Annotated in this window: 19 protein-coding genes, 1 tRNA gene and 1 pseudogene; 11 read left to right on the top strand and 10 right to left on the bottom strand. The window is 60.2% G+C overall.

Features of this window, described 5'->3' with window-relative positions; genetic code table 11:
• Window positions 1–280: 280 nt before the first annotated feature.
• The 3 genes from rpoD to cobS are packed head-to-tail and all read left to right on the top strand — an operon-like array spanning window position 281 to window position 2712.
• On the top strand, window positions 281–1495 hold the full coding sequence (gene rpoD / locus CYA_RS11330; protein ID WP_011431207.1) for an RNA polymerase sigma factor RpoD: 1215 nt from the start codon (window positions 281–283) through the stop codon (window positions 1493–1495).
• Window positions 1496–1519: 24 nt separating this feature from the next.
• On the top strand, window positions 1520–1900 hold the full coding sequence (locus CYA_RS11325; RefSeq protein ID WP_228375312.1) for a DUF4342 domain-containing protein: 381 nt from the start codon (window positions 1520–1522) through the stop codon (window positions 1898–1900).
• A gap of 32 nt (window positions 1901–1932) precedes the next feature.
• Window positions 1933–2712, top strand: a complete 780-nt coding sequence (gene cobS / locus CYA_RS11320) for an adenosylcobinamide-GDP ribazoletransferase (protein ID WP_011431205.1) — start codon at window positions 1933–1935, stop codon at window positions 2710–2712.
• Window positions 2713–2759: 47 nt separating this feature from the next.
• On the opposite strand, the gene CYA_RS11315 is transcribed toward cobS, so the two are convergent.
• The gene (locus tag CYA_RS11315; protein ID WP_011431204.1) at window positions 2760–3692 is read right to left on the bottom strand and encodes a bifunctional riboflavin kinase/FAD synthetase; all 933 of its coding nucleotides are present in this window, start codon (window positions 3690–3692) and stop codon (window positions 2760–2762) included.
• A 47-nt stretch (window positions 3693–3739) separates the two neighbouring features.
• On the bottom strand, window positions 3740–4225 hold the full coding sequence (locus CYA_RS11310) for a CGLD27 family protein (protein ID WP_011431203.1): 486 nt from the start codon (window positions 4223–4225) through the stop codon (window positions 3740–3742).
• A gap of 133 nt (window positions 4226–4358) precedes the next feature.
• On the opposite strand from CYA_RS11310, the gene CYA_RS11305 reads away from it, so the two are divergent.
• Entirely contained in the window at window positions 4359–5375 is a 1017-nt protein-coding gene (locus CYA_RS11305) for an adenylate/guanylate cyclase domain-containing protein (RefSeq protein WP_011431202.1), read from the top strand.
• Between the two features lie 161 nt (window positions 5376–5536).
• On the opposite strand, the pseudogene CYA_RS11300 reads toward CYA_RS11305, so the two are convergent.
• Window positions 5537–6650 (bottom strand): annotated as a pseudogene (locus CYA_RS11300) (ATP-dependent 6-phosphofructokinase).
• A gap of 477 nt (window positions 6651–7127) precedes the next feature.
• Between CYA_RS11300 and CYA_RS11295 the strand changes: the two are divergent.
• Window positions 7128–7487: a pentapeptide repeat-containing protein gene (locus tag CYA_RS11295; RefSeq protein ID WP_011431201.1), complete on the top strand. Its 360-nt coding sequence runs from the start codon at window positions 7128–7130 to the stop codon at window positions 7485–7487.
• Window positions 7488–7588: 101 nt separating this feature from the next.
• On the opposite strand, the gene CYA_RS11290 is transcribed toward CYA_RS11295, so the two are convergent.
• Window positions 7589–7810 carry a hypothetical protein gene (locus CYA_RS11290; protein ID WP_011431200.1) on the bottom strand — a complete coding sequence of 74 codons (222 nt, stop codon included), beginning with the start codon at window positions 7808–7810 and terminating at the stop codon, window positions 7589–7591.
• Window positions 7810–9666 (bottom strand): S8 family serine peptidase, encoded by a 1857-nt coding sequence (locus CYA_RS11285; RefSeq protein WP_011431199.1) that lies wholly within the window; start codon window positions 9664–9666, stop codon window positions 7810–7812. The genes CYA_RS11290 and CYA_RS11285 overlap by 1 nt, the downstream gene beginning before the upstream one ends.
• A gap of 369 nt (window positions 9667–10035) precedes the next feature.
• Here CYA_RS11285 and CYA_RS11280 point away from each other — a divergent pair, with 369 nt between their 5' ends.
• From CYA_RS11280 to CYA_RS11270, 3 genes are all read left to right on the top strand, one after another.
• Window positions 10036–10731 (top strand): TPM domain-containing protein, encoded by a 696-nt coding sequence (locus tag CYA_RS11280; RefSeq protein WP_011431197.1) that lies wholly within the window; start codon window positions 10036–10038, stop codon window positions 10729–10731.
• 162 nt (window positions 10732–10893) lie between these two features.
• Window positions 10894–10966, top strand: a tRNA-Thr gene (locus CYA_RS11275).
• A gap of 188 nt (window positions 10967–11154) precedes the next feature.
• Complete coding sequence (locus tag CYA_RS11270; protein ID WP_228375309.1) at window positions 11155–12717, top strand: DUF6930 domain-containing protein; 1563 nt, start codon at window positions 11155–11157, stop codon at window positions 12715–12717.
• Window positions 12718–12977: 260 nt separating this feature from the next.
• On the opposite strand, the gene fni is transcribed toward CYA_RS11270, so the two are convergent.
• Window positions 12978–14054, bottom strand: a complete 1077-nt coding sequence (fni, locus tag CYA_RS11265; protein WP_041438548.1) for a type 2 isopentenyl-diphosphate Delta-isomerase — start codon at window positions 14052–14054, stop codon at window positions 12978–12980.
• Window positions 14055–14151: 97 nt separating this feature from the next.
• Between fni and CYA_RS11260 the strand changes: the two genes are divergently transcribed.
• Window positions 14152–14931 (top strand): response regulator transcription factor, encoded by a 780-nt coding sequence (locus tag CYA_RS11260; RefSeq protein ID WP_011431193.1) that lies wholly within the window; start codon window positions 14152–14154, stop codon window positions 14929–14931.
• Between the two features lie 493 nt (window positions 14932–15424).
• Here CYA_RS11260 and CYA_RS11255 read toward each other — a convergent pair whose 3' ends face one another.
• The 3 genes from CYA_RS11255 to CYA_RS11250 all read right to left on the bottom strand — a co-directional run bounded on the left by CYA_RS11255 (window position 15425) and on the right by CYA_RS11250 (window position 19384).
• On the bottom strand, window positions 15425–16672 hold the full coding sequence (locus CYA_RS11255; RefSeq protein WP_148203209.1) for an RNA-guided endonuclease InsQ/TnpB family protein: 1248 nt from the start codon (window positions 16670–16672) through the stop codon (window positions 15425–15427).
• Window positions 16560–17153: an IS607 family transposase gene (locus CYA_RS14200; protein WP_011431191.1), complete on the bottom strand. Its 594-nt coding sequence runs from the start codon at window positions 17151–17153 to the stop codon at window positions 16560–16562. Before CYA_RS14200 ends, CYA_RS11255 begins: the two co-directional genes overlap by 113 nt.
• An 80-nt stretch (window positions 17154–17233) precedes the next feature.
• On the bottom strand, window positions 17234–19384 hold the full coding sequence (locus tag CYA_RS11250; RefSeq protein ID WP_011431190.1) for an NAD(P)H-quinone oxidoreductase subunit 5: 2151 nt from the start codon (window positions 19382–19384) through the stop codon (window positions 17234–17236).
• Window positions 19385–19756: 372 nt separating this feature from the next.
• On the opposite strand from CYA_RS11250, the gene CYA_RS11245 reads away from it, so the two are divergent.
• Window positions 19757–20113, top strand: a complete 357-nt coding sequence (locus CYA_RS11245; protein ID WP_011431189.1) for a single-stranded DNA-binding protein — start codon at window positions 19757–19759, stop codon at window positions 20111–20113.
• Here the strand turns inward: CYA_RS11245 and CYA_RS11240 are convergent.
• Window positions 20071–20901 carry a cobalt-precorrin-6A reductase gene (locus tag CYA_RS11240; protein WP_228375307.1) on the bottom strand — a complete coding sequence of 277 codons (831 nt, stop codon included), beginning with the start codon at window positions 20899–20901 and terminating at the stop codon, window positions 20071–20073. The genes CYA_RS11245 and CYA_RS11240 overlap by 43 nt on opposite strands.
• A 65-nt stretch (window positions 20902–20966) precedes the next feature.
• Here CYA_RS11240 and CYA_RS11235 point away from each other — a divergent pair, with 65 nt between their 5' ends.
• On the top strand, window positions 20967–21482 hold the full coding sequence (locus tag CYA_RS11235; protein ID WP_041438544.1) for a bifunctional nuclease family protein: 516 nt from the start codon (window positions 20967–20969) through the stop codon (window positions 21480–21482).
• Window positions 21483–21766: the final 284 nt, after the last annotated feature.

The following is a 21766-nucleotide window of genomic DNA, read 5'->3' as shown; positions in this document are numbered from 1 at the left end:
CCTTTCGAGATCTCAGGAGGTTTTACCCATCAAAACGGGTTTTGCGCCAGTTCGGTTAAACCCTATGAGCGATATCTGCTTCGAGATTGGCCTGAGCGATCGGTTGCCTAGAAGCGGGCGAGCTTGCCCGGCGCAAGTGGGGTTTGGGTCTGCGGAACTTGACTCCCTCCATCTGGCGTCAGGGGCCGCAGCAAAGTTGGAACCTGCTTCCCTCATTTCAGGGCCTAGAACCCCTTAGTCTCCTCCAGTTGTCTGTGATTGAAGTTACGAGGAACTCAGCATGGCTCAAGCAAAGGAATTGGTGCAGTCTGGTCATACGGCTCTTCTCGAACCGGATCTGGAAAGTTCATCCTCCATCCCTCTGGATGCGGACAATGAGGTGGATCCCCTCGAGACGGAACTGGATGCCAGTGACACTGATGCTTTTGATGAGGATGATGAGGACGACGAAGAGTCCCTCGAGGAGGATGCCGATGCTGCTGCCGCCGCTGCCAAGGGCCGTTCCAAGCGCAAAGCGGCCAGCAAGAAAAAACCCTACACCGATGACTCCATCCGCGTCTATTTGCAGGAAATCGGGCGTATCCGCCTGTTGCGGGCAGATGAAGAAATTGAGCTAGCCCGCAAAATTGCCGACCTGCTGGAGCTAGAGCGGGCTCGCGAGGCCGTTTTCCAGCGTATGGGCCTCTGGTCCGACCCAGAGGAGGTACCGGAGACGCTGTGGGCAGAAGAAGTGAAGATGTCCCTGCCCGAATTCCGGCGGCGCTTGCATCGGGGGCGACGGGCCAAAGAAAAGATGGTGCAGTCCAATCTGCGGCTGGTGGTCTCCATTGCCAAGAAATACATGAACCGGGGCCTGTCGTTTCAGGATCTCATCCAAGAGGGATCCCTAGGTCTGATCCGGGCAGCGGAAAAGTTTGACCACGAGAAGGGCTACAAGTTTTCCACCTATGCCACTTGGTGGATTCGCCAGGCCATCACCCGCGCCATTGCCGACCAATCGCGCACCATTCGCCTGCCGGTTCACCTTTACGAGACCATCTCCCGCATCAAGAAGGTCACCAAGCAGCTTTCTCAGGAGCTGGGCCGCAGGCCGACCGAAGAGGAGATCGCCACCCGCATGGAGATTACCATCGAGAAGTTGCGCTTCATCGCCAAGTCGGCTCAGCTTCCCATCTCTCTGGAGACTCCCATCGGTAAAGAAGAGGATTCGCGGCTGGGCGACTTCATCGAGTCGGAAGGGGAAACCCCCGAGGAGCGGGTGGCCAAGGTTTTGCTCCGAGAGGATCTGGAAAGCGTGCTGGAAACTCTTACCCCCCGCGAGCGGGATGTGTTGAAGCTGCGCTACGGCCTAGACGATGGCCGCATGAAAACCCTGGAGGAGATCGGCCAGATCTTCAATGTGACCCGCGAGCGGATCCGGCAGATCGAGGCCAAGGCGCTGCGCAAGCTGCGCCACCCCAATCGCAACAGTGTGTTGAAAGAGTACATCCGCTAGGATCCGGTCTTAGGATGGACTCAGTTGCCGCTGCCAACCGACGTGTGGAGCCTCTTCAGCATGAACCCCAATGAGACGCCGGATCCCAACTTTCCTGAGAAGGCCGACATAGAGGCCAAGGATGTACCTCCGGCCCAGGTGGAGTACCACGTGGAGGAGTTTAAGATCAGCGGGGACGAGCTGTTGGCCAAAATTCGCGAGCTGATCGAGGAGGCCAATGTTCGCCGCATTCTGATCAAAAATGCCGAAGGGCAGACGCTGATCGAGATCCCTCTGGGCGTAGGCGTGGCGGCAGGGGTGTTGGGGGCGGCTCTGTTCCCGGTGTTGGCGGCTGTGGGAGCGATCGGGGCTCTGGTGGCCAAGCTGACCATTGTGGTGGAGCGAACCCTTCGGGATGATTCTTAGCTGATCAACGTTGTTTTGAGCGTCCTGAACAATTGCGGCGCTTCTGGGCAGCCCTGACCTTCTACACTGCCTTGCCTTTGGGGCGGGCGGGCGGGCTACAGTTTGAGGGCATTGCCGCCTGGCTGCCGGCGGTGGGCCTGCTGTTGGGCGGGATCCTCACCCTGGCGGCGCTTTTGCTGCAGATTTTCCCGCCGCCGGTGCGAGCAGCTTTGCTCGTGGCTCTGTGGGTGCTGTTAACCGGCGGGCTGCACCTGGATGGGGTGGCTGACACTGCCGATGGGTTGGCGGTCAACGTCCCCAAAAGCTTTGCCGACGCGGAACGGCCAGCCGTCAACGGGCTATCCCGCCGCCTGCAGGTGATGAGGGACAGCCACACCGGGGCCTATGGGGTGCTCGCCTTGGTGCTGGTGTTGCTGCTGAAATTTGCTGCCCTGAGCAGCCTGCAGGTCTGGCCTCTCTTGCTCTTGGTGCCGGCCTGGGGGCGCTGGGGCCAGTTGCTCGCCATTGTCCTATACCCCTATCTGCGCGACCAGGGATCCGCCCGCTTCCTCAAAGACTCCACTTCCCTGCCGGGATCCCTGTGGCCGGGCACGCTGCTGTTGCTGGCCATCAGCGGGGGGGTGGGCTGGGCCGGGCTCCTGGCTTGGCGGCCTTTGCTGCTTTGGACGCTGGGATCCGCCCTGGGAGCCCTGGCCGTGGGCTATTGGCTCTACCGCCAGTTGGGAGGGCACACAGGGGACACCTACGGAGCTACGGTGGAATGGTCGGAAGCGATAGCCTTGTTGTGGGGATCCCTGCTTGGCCCGTCCTAGCCCCCCTCTCCTTTTGGGATTGGGAGAGGGGCCGAGGGGGAGGGCCTCTAGACTAGGCCAACTTGCTCGGCCAAGCCCAATTGTTGGCGGGCCGTTTGGCAATCCTGCCGGATCTGCTGGATTAAGTCTGCCACACTGGGAAACCGCCGCTCTGGGCGGATAAAGCCTTGCAGCGCCACCTGCACCTCTTGCCCGTAGAGATCGCCTGTCCAATCCAGCAGATGCACCTCAACGGTGTGCTGCAGCCCGGCAAACGTGGGCCGATGGCCAATGTTCATCACCCCAGGCAGGGCTGCCGCCTCAGCAGGCACATTCACCCAAACGCTGTACACCCCGTCGCGGGGCAAAAACTTCTCCGGCGGCAGGCGCAGATTGGCGGTGGGAAAACCCAGCTCTCGGCCTCGCCGATCCCCTGGCACCACCTCTCCGATCAGCCGGTAGGGACGGCCCAAGAGCTCCGTTGCCGCCGCCACCTCCCCCGTAGCCAGGGCAGCGCGAATGCGAGAGCTGCTCACCCGCTCCCCCTTCAGTTGCGCCTCCGGGATCACCTCCACCGGAATGCAGCGCTCGGATCCCCAAGCCTGGAGAGTTTGGGCATTGCCCGAGCGACGGTGGCCAAAGCAGAAATCCCAGCCGACGCTGAGATGGCGAACGCGCAAGCCCTGTTCCAGTACTGTTTGGATAAACTCTTGGGGCGGCTGGCGGGCAAAGGCAGGAGTGAAGGGGAGCAACACCACCTGCTCAAAACCCATCTGCGCCAGCAGAGCCAGCTTTTCGGCAGGGGGAGTGAGCAACAGTTGCCTGCGCCCCGTCAATACTTCTTGGGGGTGAGGATGAAAGGTGAGAACCGTGCGCACCCCCTGCAGGGAGTCGCGAATGGGCTGCAGCACTTTCTGATGGCCCAGGTGCAAGCCATCGAAGTTCCCGATGGCAACGGCGGTGGGTCGCAAGGTTTGAGCCAGGTCAGAAGTTACGTGCACCGCTTGGGATCCCGAACAACAGCTGATTAACCACCGCCCGACAATCTCTACCAGAGGGGCCAAAGCAAAGCCATCAGCCCGCTCAGGCCGGCCACAGCCCACAAGCTACGTCGCAGGCGCTGCAACACAGGGTCGATTTGATAGTGGACGATCAGCCGATGCTGCGCCAGCTCCTCGTCCGATTTCGCGTAGATCGCCCCATCGTACCAGCCACTTTCTTCATAGGGGATCCGCGCCTGCACCAAGCGCCGCCGCACATAGGCCCATCCCAAGTAGAGGTGGAGCAACACCAGGCTGAGCAAGGCATTGGCCCCCAGCACAGACCCAGAGACGAAGTGGCGCCAATCCCCGGCAAAGCTGCCCCAGACCAGCGGCGAAACCGCCAGCACGACCACCCCCCAAACAGCGAAGATTCGCTTGAGATAGGGGATCCACTCCAAAGCGGGCCAGGAAAAAGGAAAAGACTCCCTCAGCTCTGCATACTGCCGCAGCGGCTGTTGCTCAGCAGGAATGGGATGGGAGGGATCCACCATATGGCCTTAATGTATCTACACAAAATGATACTGGCAGGCCCAGCCCCCCGCCAAGCCCAGCCCAGCCGCAGTTCAACCGAGGAGAAGAGGAGTATCGTATTAGAGTGTGGTCGCATCTACCTCTCGTTCTACTATGAGCGTCCCAGGCGAACCTGCCGCCACCACCGCCCCCTATGTGATCCTGAGAGAGCCGGACGGCAGCCAGAGGAAGTACATTCTCGCCGGAGCGACCGCTTGGACGCTGGGCCGCGATGAAGACAACGCCATCGTCCTGACCGATCCCAGCGTTTCCCGCCAACATGCCCTGCTGCAATACCTGGACAACAACAGCATCTATCTCATCGATCTGGGCAGCCGCAACGGCTCGTTCGTCAACAATCGCCGCGTCAGCATTCCCACCCTGCTGCAAGATGGAGATCACCTCACCCTCGGACAATCCCAGCTCGAGTTCCACAGCGGATCCCTGGCCAGCCCAGAACCCAGTCCTGCGGCCAAACTGTCGGACACCCTGGTTTTGCAAACCCGCTGGCTGATCTCGGTGGCCGTGGTGGATGTGCGCGGCTACGGACAACTGACCCAGCAACTGGACGAGCGCCTCCTCTCCCAGGTGATGGGCGATTGGTTCCGGCGCGGCGGAGATATCATTCAGCAGTACGGCGGCACTGTCGATAAGTACATCGGCGACGCGATCATGGCCGTCTGGTTTCATGCGCCCCAGGCCAATGAGGATCCCTTACAAGCTGAACAAGTGGGGATCGAGCTCGACGTGAAGTCGGTTTTGCGGGCCATGGTGAAGCTGTTTCAGATGACCGAGCAACTGAACGGCGAGTTTCCGCTGCCTTCTCCCCTGCGCCTGGGGGCGGGCGTCAACACCGGCTCGGCCATTGTGCGCCAGGTGGGCAACAACACCCGCCAGGAATACACCGCCCTGGGCGATACGGTCAATTTGGCCTTTCGCATCGAGAGTGTTACCCGCACCCTCAACGCCGACTTGGCCATCAGCCACGACACCTATACCTGCTTGGCGCAACAACTGGGACAGGCAGCTACCTGCTTTGCGCAGCAGGCGGTTCAGCTCAAGGGATATACCCACCCGCACCAGGTGTACTACTGCGATGTGGGGGCTCTGCAGGCCGTTCTCGGCACCTAGACCCCGCATCCCGATAGCTGGGGACGGCTCGCCGGGCCATGGGATCCCGCTGTTCTTCCAGAACCTTCTGCCGCTCTGTCGGCCGATGGGAGGGCAAGGCCCTTTCGACCGCACAAGAGCCCGACTCCTGACTGGGGTGAATCGGTGGTGGCAGAGCTTGATCAGGGGGAAAACCTGCGCAAAAGCTGCGGATCCACCTCGCCCACATAGGTATTCAGCCCGATAGCCGTGGCGATCAAAGCCCCATCCACCTCCACCCGCCGGTACTGGGCGATGGCCTCTGCCAGGGGCACATCCACCACGCGCCGATTTTGCCAGGCCACCATGCGGTCGTACTTGCCCTGGGCGATCAAGTCCACAGCCGCCACCCCAAAAGCTGCCCCCAGCAGACGATCCAAAGGAGAAGGGGTGCCTCCCCGCTGCAGATGGCCCAAAACCATCACCCGCGTCTCGATGCCGGTGCGCAGCGCGATCTCGTTGCCGATGTAATAGCCAATACCGCCGTAGAGAGACTGCCCCAGGCTGTTGGTGTAGGTCACCGGCTCTCCCGACTCGGTGCGAACAGCCTCCGCCACCACCACAATGCTGAAATTGTTGCCCCGCTCTTTGCGGTCGAGGATTCTTTTGCAGACGTTTTCCAGCTTGTAGGGGATCTCCGGGATCAGGATCACATGCGCCCCCCCGGCGATGCCAGCGCTGAGGGCAATGTGACCGGCATCCCGCCCCATCACCTCCATGACCATGACGCGGCTGTGGCTGATGGCCGTGTAGGTGAGCTGATCCAGAGCCTGCACCGCCACGCTCAGAGCCGTATTGAATCCCACGGAATACTCGGTGGCGCCGACATCGTTGTCGATGGTCTTAGGGATCCCGACAAAGTTCCAATCCCCCTGCAAAGCTAGCTGCCGGAGAATGGCCAGGCTGCCATCTCCCCCCACCCCAATGAGCGCATCCAACCCCAGCCGGTGGTAACCCGTGATCACCTCTGCCGAGCGATCCACCAACCTGCCATCGGGCATGGGATAGGCGAAGGGGTTGCCCCTGTTCACCGTACCCAGAATGGTGCCGCCATAGCGCAAAATGCCCGAAACCCGCTTCACGTCCAGCAGCTCCGCTTCCACCGGTCGCGCCATCAGACCTGCGGTCGCGTTTTTGATGCCGTAAACCTCCATAGTCATAGTCGCGGGCCCGCCGCACCACCGCCCGGATGACGGCGTTGAGGCCGCCACAATCGCCACCGCTGGTGAGGATCCCAATTCGCTTCCGTTTCGGCATGGTGCTCTAGGATGAACAGTTTGAACAAAAAAATTAAGAACTTCTTCGCTCCGCAGTTTCGAGCCGACTAGACTCTACTCCTGCAAGTGGCTTACAGCGGGCCCTGGGCCCTAGCAAGCTGTAGCCATGGGGCGCTTGACCAACCGCAGAGAAGGGAAGGCGACGGCTGGATTGATTATGTCCAGCCCTTGGGACCAAGATGCCTAGCAGAGTTTGCAGTGGGCGAGCGGCTCCGCAGACAAGACCAATTGTTCAGCATCCTTCACAACAAAGAATTAAGAAATATTACTTGGCAAAGCTAAGTTTGGAGCAGTTTCCGCTATCTCTGAGGATAGATCTTGTAGGCAAGACTTGGGGGGAACAACTTGCCAAAAAACCAAAATTATTTGTTAAGCAACTTTGATCAAAACCCATTCAGGCCAATAAGGGTAGAGATGATGGAGATATAAGGATCGGGTCTGAGTTGGGAGAAGCATTATGACTCAAACCATTGCCCAATGTGGGCTGCGGGGGGCCTCAGAGCTGCTCAGCCGTTACCGGCAAGGAGAGCGTCACTTTCCCCAATCTTGTCTGGAGTACGCCTTCTTGCGGGGGGTCGATCTGCGCCGGGCCGACCTGCGCGGGTCTGACTTGCATGGGGCCAACCTGCGCTATGCCAACCTGCGCGGCAGCAATCTGGCCAATGCCGACTTGCGCTGTGCCGATCTGCGCTATGCCGACCTGGAGGGAGCCTGTTTGGAGGGAGCCAATTTAAGCGGAGCCCAGTACAACCACAACACCTGCTTCCCCGCCGGTTTCGATCCGGTAACGGCAGGGATGCAACGGTTCGAGTTTTAGTCAAGCTTTCAATCAAGGCGGGTGCTGCCTTGCAGCCGCAGCAAGCTCTCTAAAAAAATCGGGATCCCCAGGCGGGGATCCCAGGCTGTTTATCGGGTTAGCTAGGGCTGCGTCCGGAAGCTCTTCACCTCCAAGACCGGCCCCACCTGAGCCACCGTCACCATATCTTCTTTGAGCTGTCCCTGGATGGTGACTTCCAACCCCTCTTGTAAGAGCTCTTTGGGGGCGCGGAAGAGGGCGTAGTGCTGGCCGGAAGGGAGCGTCAGCACCCACACCCCCCCTTCGATATCCAGGAACTCGATGGTACCGCTGTATTCTTGCATCACTTCCTCAGCGCTAAACCGGTGCTGCTGGGCTGGGAATCCAGGATGGCTTGCGCCCCCAAATAGGCCAGGCCCAGGCAGAGCAAACCATTGAGAAGCAAGAAGGAGCGCCCCAGCCAAGCAGAGGATCCAAGCCATAGTACCCCCTCATAGAACAGGGATCCAGCTAGAAGCAGATGGGAGGCCATGCCGATGGAGAGGCCGACAACCGCCCAACGCCAGCGCCGATGTCCCAGGAGCAGCACCATCAACAGCCCTGGGATCAACACGCTGGCAAACAAGGGGTTCAAGGCATTGGTCTGGGCTAAGGCCGTGCCCAGCTCCGGCAGGGAGCTCCCCGCCAATTGGAAGGGCCAGCGAGGGGCACCCACAATGGCCAGGCCCTGCAGCGGGAAGAGGCCGGCGCTGCCCAGCAGGATCCCTCCCAGGAGGGGCGCCGTTGCCAGCATGGGCTTGGGAGCCAGCCACCAGCGGATCAGCACCAGGATGATGTAGCCGCCCACCACCATCAGCAGCTTGGGCACCAGGGCAATCGGGCCGCCGTCAAACCAGAAGCGAGGGTTGAGGTAGCCGTTGTTGTTCAGGTATTGCAGGAAGTCCTTCAGCCACAGCAGCAGGGGGTTCTCCTCTTGCTGACCGGTGGCCCTGGCCAGCGCCTTGGCAGCATCCAGACGACCGGCGCCGTAGAAGTTCTGCTTGTCGCCGGGCACCGGGGTGGCCGACATCTTCAGCACCTCTTCCACCTTGTCCGGATCTTTGATGCCCTGAGCCTGGATCAGCGCTGCTACGCCGGCCACGTGGGGAGTGGCCATGCTGGTGCCTTGGAAGTAGGCAAAGACCGGCTCGTTGGGGTTGCGTCGGTTGATGGTCTGCTGCAGAATGCCGTGCTCAGGATGCTCGGGAGTCTTGGCCCCGCCGGGAGCGGCGATATCTACCCCAACCCCATAGTTGGAGTAGGGGGCTTTGCTGCCATCGGGCCCGGTGGCCGAGACGGCGATGACATGCGGGTAGCGGGCCGGGTAGCTCACCTGGCTTGAGTTTTCGTTGCCGGCGGCGGCGATGATCGTCACCCCTTTGCTGTGGGCATAGGCTACGGCCTCCTCCATCAGTCGGGCCGAAGCGCGGCTACCCAGGCTGAGGTTGATGATCGTGGCGCCGTGGTCGGCAGCATAGCGGATCCCTTCCACCACGTCTGACAGGGATCCAAAACCATTGGCATCCAGCACCCGCACCGGCATGATCTTGGCCTTGAAGGCAACCCCGGCCACGCCTAGGGTGTTGTTGGTGGATTGGGCGATGGTGCCGGCCACATGAGTGCCATGGCCGTTGAGGTCGGTGGGATCCTCATCGTCGTCCACGAAGTCGTAGCCCTGCACAAATTGCGTTTGGGCCAGATCCGGCACCCGCGTCACCCCGGTGTCCACCACGGCTACCGTCACCCCTTCTCCCTGGGAAATGTCCCAGGCTTCCGGCATGCGGATGGCTCGCAGGTTCCATTGCTGGGGATAGAGGGGATCGTCGGGCACAAAAGCCGCCTGAAATTGGTAATTGGGGTGGGCATACTCGACCAGGGCTTCCCGCGAGAGCCGTTTGATGAGCCGCCGTGTGGCTCCTGGATGTTCCGCATCCACATCGAACAGGTAGATAGCCTCCTGGCGGGCAAAAGCGCTGTTGCTGCTGGGTCGCAGCGGCAAATTGTAGGCTTTGGCAAGAGCAGCGATCTCAGTGGGAGTGGCCGTGTTGACAAAGTTGACCACGATGCTGTCGTAGGGGGTGGATCCCTTGCCGCAGGCCGTCAGCAGCAGTGCCATCAGGCCAGCGCAGCAGAGACCCAACCAGCGTCTGAAGTTCATCATGCACGCCCTCGGGATCCAAAATTGTTGCCACCAGTATGCCCTCTGGATGGGCAATTGACCAGAAAATCAGCACGCTGCGTCACGAGCCTGTTCCTGTTGCCAACTTTTTCGGGGGCCACTCAGAAAACCCAGAAAAAGGGATCCCTCTGGCCAAACGATTTGTCCCGATGCATGATGGATCTGTAAGAACTTGAAATACTTCTTAACACCAGTTCTCAGTATCTCGTCATCACAGCCAAGAGAGGAACCAGCATGAGCATCGGATGGCAACGGATACTGCGCGTCGGGGCAAGCTTTTGCCTGGGGCTGTGGATTTGGCTAGGTGGGGGATCCCCGCTCTGGGCCCAGCCTGCTTTGCCAGTGGTGGAGATGGAGTTGCCGCAGCCGCCGGTGCCGGTTTTGGATTTGGCGGATCAGTTGACCAGCAATCAGGAAGCACAACTGGCCGAGCATCTGAACCGGTTGGAGGAAGAAACGGGCTGGAAGCTGCGGGTGCTGACCCAGTTTGACCAAACCCCAGGCCGCCAAGTGAAAGAGTACTGGGGCCTGAACGAGCGCAGCGTTTTGATGGTGGCCGATCCCAGGGGAGGCAACTTGCTGGCCTTTAACGTGGGAGACGCGGTGCGGGAGATCCTGCCGCGTACCTTTTGGATTGAGCTGCAATCTCGCTTCGGCAACCAGTTCTACGTGCGAGAGCACGGCACTCAGCGCGCCATTTTGGAAACCGTTGACGTTTTGGATCGCTGTTTTCACCAAGGGGGCTGCCGTGTGGTGCCCGGACTGCCGCAGGAGCAGTGGATCCTGACGCTGCTCACCTCTATCTTGGGCGGGATCGTCTTCGGGTTTGCCGGCAAACCCCGCCACGCGGAGGAGCTGTTTAACTGGCGTTGGGCTTTGCTTATCTCTCCCTTGTGGTTCATTTTGTTTGGGGCCTTCGGCATCGGCCCGGTGATCACCCGCACCCAGGATTGGCTCCCGCTGGTGCGCAACATCCTGGGCTTTCTCGCAGGAGCCTTGGTGATCTACTTGGCCCCCATTGCCCAACCGGCAGCGGAGCAGCAGTAGCCGTCCTGCCAAGTTGAGGCTAAGCTCCCTTCCCCTCTCCCTCTGGGAGGGGGGTGGGCCTCTGGGTCAAGAAAGCATCCCCCGCCTCTTGCCCCCCGAAGCAAGCCAGCGGCTGGGGGACAACTTCCCAAGAGAGAATGCTAGAATCGGTAGAGCTAAATTGCTGATGTAGCTCAGTTGGTAGAGCACTCGACTTGTAATCGAGCGGTCGTCAGTTCGAGTCTGACCATCAGCTTGGCAGGCGGCTCAGTCACTCAGCTTTGACTCTGGCAGTTTGGTTAGATTGACTTCAGGGGGATCCTTCATCCTCACCCCCTCAGATCCCCGCGCAGGGTATCTGCCAATTTGTTCCTTTGTTTGCTCTAGATGTCTATGTCGGGTCTGCCAGCCGCTACAGTTCGTCGATTGCAAAAGCTGCCCCAGGTGTCCTCGGTATGGGAAGGGGATTGCCACCGCCTACCAGGTTCGCTAGCCCTGGGATCCCAGATCTCCGCCGGCTTGGCTGAGGGGGAGTGCATTTTATGGGTGGATGGCGTTCAGGGCGTGGTGCGGGCCATGGAGGTGGTGCCTGCTGGCTCCGGCTTGGAGCCGATGGTGCGAACCTTGATCATGGCTATGGAGCGGCCCAATGCTGCCTTGCCGGCTCGTCCGCAAAAGGTCGTCGTGCGGGATCGGGAGGTGCAGTTTTTCCTGCGCGGCATTTTGCACGAGCTGGACATCAAAGTGGAATGCCAGCCGGAATTGCCGCTAATCGACGAGATCCTGCAGAGCTTTGCAGAGGCCAGTGAGGGGATCCCGCCGCCGCTGCCGGAGAACTACGCGAAGCTGCTGGCCGGCAAAGCCCTCACCCTCTGGCAAGATGCCCCCTGGGACTATCTAGAGGATCACCAAATCTTGGCGATCGAGCTAAATCGCTGGGATATTGAAACCCTCTACGTCTCGGTCATGGGGCGGCTGGGGATGGAGTACGGGGTTCTTTTTTATCGCTCGCTGCACTCCCTCAAACGGTTTCGCCAGGACGCGGGCCAACCAGAGACTTCCGAGGAGATGGAGGAAGCCTTCCTCAGGCAAGATTGTCTCTATCTCACCTTTCAAGCTCGCAATCCCGAACTCAACGAGCTATCAGACCTGGACTTGGCCGATCTGGATCCCGAAGAAATCGAGCCGAACTTCGGCACCATCCACCCTCTCGAGGGCCTGCGCGTTGTTTTGCAGGAAGATGAGGCGGCGGCTGTGGCGGTGGCTTTGGAGGCCTTGCATCGTTTTTTGAAGCAGTACCGCCGCAAGCTGGAAGAGGATTTCCAACCCTGTCAGGGGCGGTATCGCATTCCCAACCCCCAGGCCCCAGGGGAAACCCTCTCGGTGCAAGTGCGCACCTTGCCCGACTTGGCTGTAGAACTTCTGGAGCTAGAAGGAGACGAAGAAGAGCACACCCAAACCCTGCTGCGAGATGATCTGGTGCCTGAGGGTGCGCAGCTTAGCCTGGGCGTGCTGCCCTGGGCCACCGTAGAGGCGCTGCGCCGCACAGGGCAATGGCATCCTCTCCCCCAGAGTAAGCTGGTGCCAAGGGGTGAAGGGCTGCCGGTGGTGATCGTGCGCACCTCCCGCCCCAAGGCCAAGCAATTGATCGAAAACCTGCGCGGCGAAGGGGGGCCCCAGGGTGTTTGTTTTAACACAGGGGTGGATCCCTTTGCCGGCAGCCGCTACGACTTGGAAATTGTCCAAACGGGCAACCGCGACCTGCACCTGTTTGCAGAGTTTCCCGAGGACGATCCCGTGCACGCCAAAGCTCGCAGGCGCTGGGAGCGGCGTTGCCGCGAGACGGGCGGCTATTGTGGCCTGGTGGTGGCGATGGGGGTAAATTCCAACCGGCCAGAGCTGCAGGTACGCCACATTCTGGCCCTGTTTGAGATGCAGGCGCTCAACCCGACCCGATTGGGCCTGGGGCCTATGGTGCGGATTAGCCGACAGTTGCACTTTCCCTAAAGGCTTCCTGGGGCAGCCCCCAGCTAAGGGATCCCAAGACCGCCCAGGCCTCGCAGACGGCGTTTCAAAGCCTGAGGCTGGAGATATCCTTTGCCAAGCCTTTCCAGAGGCACTTTTTTGCCAGGGAAAGAGGGGGTCTCCTTGCGGAGAACTATCGCCCCGAGGCCCGACGCCGTAGCCTGTGAGCTGCAAGCAAGTGCGGCAGGGGCGGCCGTCCTGGGGTTGGAGGTGAGCCTGTGGCAGGTGTTAGGAATTTGATTTCAACCCCTTTCCATGATAGGAGGCAGCGGATCCCAGGTATCTTGCCAGCGCAAAGCCGCTTGCCGTAGCTGCGCCAAGTTGGCCGATCCGGTGCAAAAAGCGGCGATCCTCAGCTCCTCGATCACGGCTCGGAAGCTGTCCACCACCGCCTGGGCCCGCCCTCGGGAGACGGCGTGGAGAGCGGGAGCGGCCATGCCGACCACATCGGCCCCTAAGCGGATGGCTTTGGCTGCATCGATGCCGGTGCGGATGCCGCCGCTGGCCACCAGGGGCAGGTTGGGCAGGAAGCGGCGGATTTCCAGCAGGGCCAAGGCGGTTGGGATCCCCCAGTCCCGGAAGCTGTGGGCAATGCGTTTCTGGAGGGGATCGGTCTGGCGATGGGCTTCCACCTCGCTCCAGCTCGTCCCCCCTGCCCCAGCCACATCTAGGGCGGCCACGCCACACTCGGCCAGCCGCCGGGCTACTTGGGCGCTGAGGCCATTGCCCACTTCCTTGACCAGCACCGGCACCGGCAACTGGTTCACCAACTGCTCGATGCGGCGATAGAGGTTGCGCCAGTCGGGATCCCCCTGGGGCTGAACCGCCTCCTGCAGCGGGTTGAGGTGCAAAATCAGCGCATCTGCCTCGATCATCTCCACTGCCCGTCGCGCCTGCTCCAGGCCATAGCCGTAGTTGAGCTGCACAGCGCCCAGGTTGGCCAAAAGCAGAATATCCGGAGCCACTGGGCGCACCTGGTAAGTCTGGGCCAGCTCCGGGTGTTCTAAAGCTGCCCGCTGGGATCCCACCCCCATGGCAATGCCCAGCTCTTGAGCGGCAGCCGCCAGGTACAGGTTTAGCTCCCGGGCAGTGTCTGTCCCCCCGGTCATGCTGCTAATCAGCAGAGGGGCCTGCAGGCGTTTTCCCAGAAACTGGCAACTGAGATCGATCTCGGGCAGCAGCAGCTCCGGCAGCGCCACGTGCTCGAAGAAAAACCGCTCAAATCCGGTGCGGATCCCTCTGGCGTTTACGTCCTGCCGCAAAACAATGTCCAGGTGATCCTGCTTACGTTCGGAGATAGGGGATGGAGAATCGGCCATGGTCTGGATAGAGGGCTGTCCAACCGGTAGCGGGCGAACAACATTGTCCGAAGGTGGCCCGCTGTCTATGATGAGGGCGGGATCCAACCTAGTAGCCATGCAACCTTTGCACATCTTGCTGGCAGAAGGCAACCCTCATCTGCGCAGCTTGCTGGGTTGGCATCTGCAACAGGCACGGCACCGGGTTTGGGAAGCGGAGAACATTCGCCAAGCCAAAACCCTGCTGCAACAGCAGCCTGTCCACCTCTTAATTTTGGATGCGGAGCTGTCCAGCCGTGCCGGACTCCAACTATGCCGGTGGGCGCATCGCCATTGCGATGTGTTGATCTTGCTCCTCTCCCAACAGGGAGCGGAAGCCGACATCATCGCTTGGCTGAAGGCAGGCGCAGACGACTACCTCACCAAGCCCCTTAGTCTGCCCCTTCTGGATGCTCACATTCAGGCCCTGACCCGTCGGCTGCGGCGCAGCCTTCCCCCCACCTTCCTGCAGTATGGGGATCTGAAAATCGACCTGGTGCAGCGGCGCGTCACCCTGGCCGGCCAAGGCATCGACCTCACCCCGCAGGAGTTTAGCTTGCTGATGGTGCTGATCCAGGCCGATGGGGATCCTCTCTCGCGGCAGGAGCTGCTGGAGCGGGCTTGGCCCGATTCCACCGCCAACCCCCGCACCATCGATACCCACATCCTCTCCCTGCGCAAGAAACTGGAGCGCGATCCGCACCAACCCCGCCTCATTCACACTGTGCGCCAGGTGGGCTACAGCTTCGGCATAGAGCCGCCTCCTCCCTTGCAGCAGCCGAGTCGAGCTGCTGGCGCAACTGCCCCAGGATCTGGGCCTCAACAGCGGCGCCGTAGAGCTGCTTCAAGTGTCGGGTGAGTGTGAAGAGATGCACTTGCAGTTGCGTGGCTGCCTAGATGCAGTTTTCGGCAGGCAGGGTGACAAGGTAAGCCTTCACCCCAGGGGTAACTTTTGGGGGAGCGCCAAGTGCTTTGCCGTCCGCAAGCCCATCGCAGCAACGCTGTTGCCCTCGCTTGAGGTCGTTGAGGACAGTGGCGGGGTGGCATCCGAGAAACTGTGCAATGCAGGGTGCGCTCCGGTGTTGTGCGGAGAGTCGAATGACAAGGGCGCGTGTACTTCGGTCGCTCAGCGGCTGTCTGGCAGGGAGAGACGCTCTCAGGCTTGGGTGAATCACTGCCTCTCCAAAGCGATTGTTTGTAGGGCGCAGGCAACCAACAGTCCTATTGCCTTGGAAGACTTGCCCCCCGGCCCCCCTGCCCCCCGTATACGAGGGGATTGAGGGGGGCGGTCGGAGCCGGTTAGTTTACTGCTGATGGCAAAACCTTGATCAGCAGCAACCGAGCTGATACATTTACGCTGAACACTGCTGAGCATTACTGCTCAGCGGTGAAGCGATAGCATTCTGTCCGTTTCCGTTGTCACTACGCGACGCTGACGCGACCGCGCTACTCGGACGGAGTCCAAACAGAAAGGCGGTATCCCGCAAAGCCCTGAGCATAACACCCAGAGCGCCTTGCCAATCTCGTGGTAGCCTATGGTTGCACTTTGGGCATCGAAACACCTTTGCGCCACCCAACTTGGTGTGGATGTGCCCGCACTTGGTACAGGTTTTGCTGGTGTACGCTTCCGATACTTCCACGACAACCACGTTTTTCTTCTTGGCTTGAAACTTCAGGAACTGCTTGAACCGATAGTGCGCCCAGGTGAGCATCGCCCTTGCCGTCTTGCTACCAAACTTCCTCCCTGCCTTGGCAACCATCTTGGCTGACTCGAAAGTGGGGAGGAATATCAATCGGTAGTTATCCGTCAGGAACGCCGCTACCTTGCGATGGCACTCGCCCACCAAGTTCCTGATTCTCTCCCGCAGACGAAACGCCGCTTGCCGCATTCGCCTACGCTTGAGTCTCGGCGCTTTGCTCAGCCTAGATTGCAGATCGTCTAGGTGGTAGCACAGCCGAACGATCCTGCCAAAGTCTCCCTTGGCGATATCTACAAAGCCCGCCCCATCAAACCCTGTAAGGAAGCTTCTTACTCCAGGATCAAGTGCGATCACCCCCTTTGCTAACGAACACTGCTCGTTCACGGGCTCAGGAAAGATGGCATACCATCTGTCTTTCACCCGCATTAGCTCAGTTCCACGTACCCACTCTCTGGGCATCTCCTCGGATGCACGGAACGCCAAACCTCGGGTGAGTTTCGGATACCACGTCCCATTGCGAAAGTTGCCGGCGTTGAATTGCAGCGTATGCGACCTGTCCCGCACACTGCGAAACCTCGCGTCTTTGCTTCGGCGGAACGCCAACCACGCCTCGACGACCGCGTTCTGCTTGATGTGGCAGGGGGCGTCCTTCACCCACCCGGGCAGGTCGGAGTGCAGGATGATGTCCCGCAGCTTTCTGGCCGTTTTTGGGGCACCATGCTGACGCTGATAGGCAATCGCTTGGTTGTAGCAGTACCGGCACGCCGCTTGCCACCGCTTCCAAACTTTAGCCAGCGCTGGCTCCGGATAAATCCGTATCTTTCTCGATTGCAGCCCGGTATTTTCTGAGTCCGTAGAGCCGACTGCTGAAGCAGTGCAGGATGGTGAGGATATCCTCAACCAGTTCCTGTTGGGGAGAAAGGTGATCGTCATCGAGAACCAAGATTTCGCACCCGTATTGACGGCAGTACCACTCAACGAACTCAAATCCAAACCGGCAGAGTCGATCCCGGTGAGCGACCACAATCGTTCCGATATCTCCTGCACGGACTCGTTCCAATAAGGCAAGGAACTTTGGTCTTTTGAAGTCGAGGCCGCCGCCAACCTCTCCGACCACTTCGGCTCCAGGATAGAGGTTAACCAGTCTTGCAATCTGTCTCTCCAAGTCTGACTTTTGCCCTCGACTGCTGACTCGGGCGTACAAAACGACTCGTTTGGCTTTCTTTGGCGTTCTGATGTAGCTGTCGAGGTCATACCTTCTTGCCCTACCAGATGGAGTACGTATTGCTTTGATCCAGCCTTTCTGTTCCCATCGCCTCAAGGTGTGGAGACACACCCCAAAATAATCCGCCGCTTCTCTCGGTTTTACATACCTAGCCATACCAAGCAGCCATACTGAACATATTGTACATTATTTTCAGTATAGTCCAGCATATCATTGACTAGAGTCATGCTCCTGGGCTAGACCCCAACCCCAGAAAGCACCACCATCACCACCACCGCCGCAAAGATGATCAAAGCGTAAAACTGCGCCTTGCCGTTCTCCAGATATTTCATCACTTCGCCGCCGACCATGGTCGCCAGGCCCGTCAAGTTGACCACCCCATCCACAATGCGGCTGTCCACCTCCAAGGCCTCCCGCGCCACAAAGCGGGTGCCCCGCACAAAGACCCGCTCGTAGAGGTCGTCAATGTACCACTTGTTGAGGGAGAAGTAGTACAGGGGTTGCAGACTTTGGGGGAAGGTGCTGGGATCAATACGTTTTTGCCAGTAGATAAGACCCGCCAGGGCAATGCCGATCAGCCCAATGCCCACCGAGCTGCCCGCCATGATCAGAAACTCTGCCCAATCGAAGTGGCCGGCCAGCACCGCTTGCCACTCGGCGGCCACCTGGGCCCAACCAGTTTCTGCTGCAGACTCACCAGGCGCATGGATGAAAGCCTCGAAGAAGTTGGCAAAGGGAGTGCCCACCAAGCCGATCAGCACGGAAGGAACGGCCAGCGCCACCAGCGGAATCGTCATCGATGCCGGAGATTCATGCGGCTCGGCAGCGTGGCCATGCCCTTCGTGTCCCTCTCCCCCAGCTTCGGGATGGCTGCTGGGCTGGGGCTTTTCGTAAATGTTCATGGCTCCGGGACCATAGGCCGCCTCTTTCCCGGCAAACGCGTAGGCAAAAGCCGGCACCGGTCGGCCTTGGCTGACGGCCACCTCCTGCCGCAGCTTCAGGTTGGTGCCGCGAAACTCCCCTTCAAAGGTGAGGAAGTAGATGCGGAACATGTAGAAGGCGGTGATCCCCGCCGTGAGGAAGCCCACCCCCCAGAGGGCCGGGTTGCGCTCAAAAACCGCGGCCAAAATCTCATCTTTAGACCAAAAGCCGGCAAAGGGCGGGATCCCACAGATGGCCAGCGTGCCGATCAAAAACGTGAAGGCCGTAACGGGCATGAACTTGCGCAGCCCTCCCATCAGGCGCATGTCCTGGGCCAAGACCGGGTCGTGGCCCACCACCGCCTCCATGCCATGAATTACAGAGCCAGAGCCCAAGAAGAGCAGCGCCTTGAAGTAGGCGTGGGTCATCAGGTGGAACAAGCTTGCCCCATAGGCACCGGATCCCATGGCCATGACCATGTAGCCCAGCTGGGAAATGGTGGAGTAGGCCAGGCCCTTTTTGATGTCGTTTTGGGTGATGGCAATGCTGGCCCCCAAAAAGGCCGTGCCAGCCCCTGTCCAGGCGATGAGGTCCATGACTGGTGGGATCCCTTCCAGCAGCGGGAACATGCGCGCCAACAGGAACACCCCGGCGGCCACCATCGTGGCTGCGTGGATGAGGGCCGAAATGGGCGTGGGGCCTTCCATGGCATCCGGCAGCCACACGTGCAGCGGGAACTGGGCCGACTTGGCCACCGGGCCCAAGAACACCAACACCGCAAACAGGGCAACCAAGCTGCTGCTCACCGCGCCGTTGGCCACCATCTGCTCCACATTGCAAGCCAGCTCCTCGAACCCAAACGTGCCGGAAATCCAGTAGAAGCCCAAAATGCCCAGCAACAGCCCAAAGTCCCCCACCCGGTTGACGACAAACGCCTTCTGGGCTGCCTCCGCCGCTGCCTGCCGCTCGTACCAAAAGCCAATCAGCAGGTAGGAGCACATCCCCACCAGCTCCCAGAAGACATAGATTTGCACCAGGTTGGGGCTGACCACCAGGCCCAGCATCGAGGAGGCAAACAGGCTCAGGTAGGCGTAGAAACGCACATAGCCAGGGTCGTGGGCCATGTAGCCGTCGGAGTAGATCTGCACCAGAAAGGCCACCGTGGTTACCACCACCAGCATCATGGCGCTCAAGTGATCCACCACAAAGCCCATGTCCAGGGAGAAGGAGCCCGCCTGAGCCCAGGTGAGGGTTTTGAGAACGGTCTCATGGCCCTGCACTTGGCCGGCCAAGAGGGCAAAGGCGTGAACCATCGCCGTTCCCGTCGCGAACACGCTCAAGAAGGCGGCCAGAGAGCGGTTGGCCCTTGTCCAGGCATTGAACAGCAAAATGCCCAAGCCGAGTAAAAAAGCCGCCACCAACGGATAAACGGGGATCAACCAGGCGTATGCGTAGATGAATTCCATAGGAACTGGTGCTGAATGCGTCCTCTTGCAGTGATGAGCCCTTCTTGCTGGCCGGTGGCAATCTGTCTGTCGGGATCAGGGGCCTAGGCCGGCAGGTGCTCTGGAGCTTCTGATATTGTAAATCTTTGCAACACGATCAGCGCCCCCCCTGCAACCACCCAGTCCATGAGAGCAAAGATTCTTCTTCCCGATCAACCGAGATCCCCGCAGGAGAATCGGGAGATATCCTGAAGACTCTCCCCCAGCTCAGATCCGCAAGGCCTACGGCCCGCTGACGGGATCGGCTGAGACTGTCGTTGCCAAGATGACAGGGATCCCTTGCAAGCGCTACAACTAAAGGCTGAAAGCTGCAGACTGTCTGGAGAAAAGCCCATGAGCCTGAACTTGGTGACCTTGGTGGGGCGAGCCGGCATGGATCCGGAGGTGCGCTACTTTGAGTCGGGCAGGGTGGTGTGTACCTTTAGCTTGGCGGTGAACCGCTTCCGCAAAGGCGAAGACAAGCCCGATTGGTTCAACCTAGAGCTGTGGGGGCGCACCGCCGAGGTGGCCGGAGAATATGTGCGCAAGGGCAGCCTCATTGGGGTAACCGGCAGCCTCAAGTTCGATCGCTGGAAAGACAAATCCACCGGTGAGGATCGCCAAAGACCCGTCATTGCCGTAGATCGCCTCGAACTCCTGGGATCTCGTCAAGACCGGGAGGCTGACCTGCCCGCCGAGGAGCCGTTTTGATTTGTTTGAGCGTGAGCTCTGGCCAGTCGGCGCTTGCACTCCTGCACCACCGCTGTCAAATCCTGGCTGCACCAGGGATAGCGCAAGGGTGGCCGCCGGATGACCCACAGCGGGATCCCCAGGGTTTTGGCCACTGCCTGCTTGACGGCCAGCCCACCCGCTTCTCCAGACTCCTTGCTGATGACTACCTGAGGATCTAGACTCTGCCAAAGCCGCAGTTCCTGCTCAAAGCTGAGGGGCAGGCGCATTCCGATCACCCGCTCGGCAGGGATCCCGGCTTGCACCGCTTGGGGAACCGACTCCGGCAGCACCCGCGCCCACAGTTGGCAGCGATCCTGCCAGGGCCCAAACAGGGGCAATGCCTTCACCCCCACCGTCAGCAGCACCCGCCGCCCCGCCAGTACGCCATCCGTGAGCACCGCCTGCCAGTCCGGCGCCACCTGTACCCAGGGATCCAACGCCACCGGGGGGCGCTCGTAGCGCAGGTAGGGGATCCCCAGTTGGGCGGTCACCTGCATGGCCAGTTGCGAGATCTCCTGGGCGAAGGGATGGGAAGCGTCTACCAGCACGCGGATCCCGTGTTCCTGTAGGAATTGTGCCAAAGATGGCGGCGAAAATCGCGTCACCACCACCTGGCCGGGCAGATCCCGATACAGCCTTCTTCCGCCCTCGGTGGTGACGGTGGCTATCCAAGGGATCCCCTCATGGCTGAGGACGTGGGCCAAGCTGCGGCTTTCGCTGGTGCCACCGATGAGGGCCACTTCAAGTGATGTACGAACCGAGCCCATGCTGTGTTGCCAAAGTTTGCTACCAGTGGATACGATCGAGGTCTGAAGGCTGGAGGCGAGTGCTCATGATCGAGATGCATGTGGCTGGGATCGCGGTCGACGCTGTCAACCAGGCTCCCATTGTCATCTTGCGCGATACCCATGAGCGGCGTGCCCTACCCATCTGGGTAGGAAGAGCGGAGGCCAACGCCATTCTGCAGGCGCTGGACGACCAAAAGCCCCTCCGCCCCATGACCCACGACCTTATTCTGAACTCCTGGAAAGCTTGGGGGATCAAGCTGGAGCGGGTTATCATCCACGCGCTGCTGGACAACACCTTCTATGCAGTGCTTGTTACAGTCTGCGGCGATAAAAAGCAGGAGATCGACTGCCGCCCCAGCGATGCCATTGCCCTTGCCTTGCGGGCCCATGCCCCCATCTGGACCGTAGAAGAGGTGATTGCGGAAGCTTCGATCCCGATGAACCAAGATGCCGACGAGGCAGAGCGGGAGGCCTTCCATAAGTTTGTGGAAAGCGTGACGCCCAAAGACTTTATTCGCAGCCACCTCCTCAGGGATCAGCCCACGGAATCGGATGGCTGAAGCCCTGTCTTCTCCGCTAGGACAGATGCTGAGCGGCTCCAAGAGCACCCTCAGCGCCGGCAGTTGCCTCTTTCCCTGTAGACAGTTCCCCTAGGCCCTTGAGTGCCGTTTTCAGGGGCGGCTTGCCTCCACCTCAGACTTGGCCGCAAAGGACGCCCTCGCGCCAGCCCAAGGGGAGCATTTTAATTCCTGCTTATCGGCCCTAGCCAAAACGCTGCCTGCTCGTGCGGAGGGATTTCTCTAGAAACCTTTGAGACCGAGGTTATACCGCTAACCGGGGATTG

Origin of the sequence: Synechococcus sp. JA-3-3Ab (genome assembly GCF_000013205.1) — a bacterium.
In the GTDB taxonomy this organism is placed as follows: domain Bacteria; phylum Cyanobacteriota; class Cyanobacteriia; order Thermostichales; family Thermostichaceae; genus Thermostichus.
Note: the sequence above shows the minus strand (reverse complement) of the source record. Positions and strands in the feature narration are given on the sequence as shown.

Bases quoted from the DNA above. Each gene is read 5' to 3' on its own strand.
- CYA_RS11290 (WP_011431200.1), bottom strand. From the start codon at position 7,810: ATGCAAGAATACAGCGGTACCATCGAGTTCCTGGATATCGAAGGGGGG.
- CYA_RS11295 (WP_011431201.1), top strand. From the start codon at position 7,128: ATGACTCAAACCATTGCCCAATGTGGGCTGCGGGGGGCCTCAGAGCTG.
- CYA_RS11240 (WP_228375307.1), bottom strand. From the start codon at position 20,901: ATGGGCTCGGTTCGTACATCACTTGAAGTGGCCCTCATCGGTGGCACC.
- CYA_RS11260 (WP_011431193.1), top strand. From the start codon at position 14,152: ATGCAACCTTTGCACATCTTGCTGGCAGAAGGCAACCCTCATCTGCGC.
- CYA_RS11280 (WP_011431197.1), top strand. From the start codon at position 10,036: ATGGAGTTGCCGCAGCCGCCGGTGCCGGTTTTGGATTTGGCGGATCAG.
- rpoD (WP_011431207.1), top strand. From the start codon at position 281: ATGGCTCAAGCAAAGGAATTGGTGCAGTCTGGTCATACGGCTCTTCTC.
- CYA_RS11250 (WP_011431190.1), bottom strand. From the start codon at position 19,384: ATGGAATTCATCTACGCATACGCCTGGTTGATCCCCGTTTATCCGTTG.
- CYA_RS11285 (WP_011431199.1), bottom strand. From the start codon at position 9,666: ATGATGAACTTCAGACGCTGGTTGGGTCTCTGCTGCGCTGGCCTGATG.
- CYA_RS11235 (WP_041438544.1), top strand. From the start codon at position 20,967: ATGATCGAGATGCATGTGGCTGGGATCGCGGTCGACGCTGTCAACCAG.
- CYA_RS14200 (WP_011431191.1), bottom strand. From the start codon at position 17,153: ATGGCTAGGTATGTAAAACCGAGAGAAGCGGCGGATTATTTTGGGGTG.
- CYA_RS11310 (WP_011431203.1), bottom strand. From the start codon at position 4,225: ATGGTGGATCCCTCCCATCCCATTCCTGCTGAGCAACAGCCGCTGCGG.
- fni (WP_041438548.1), bottom strand. From the start codon at position 14,054: ATGGCCGATTCTCCATCCCCTATCTCCGAACGTAAGCAGGATCACCTG.
- CYA_RS11245 (WP_011431189.1), top strand. From the start codon at position 19,757: ATGAGCCTGAACTTGGTGACCTTGGTGGGGCGAGCCGGCATGGATCCG.
- CYA_RS11305 (WP_011431202.1), top strand. From the start codon at position 4,359: ATGAGCGTCCCAGGCGAACCTGCCGCCACCACCGCCCCCTATGTGATC.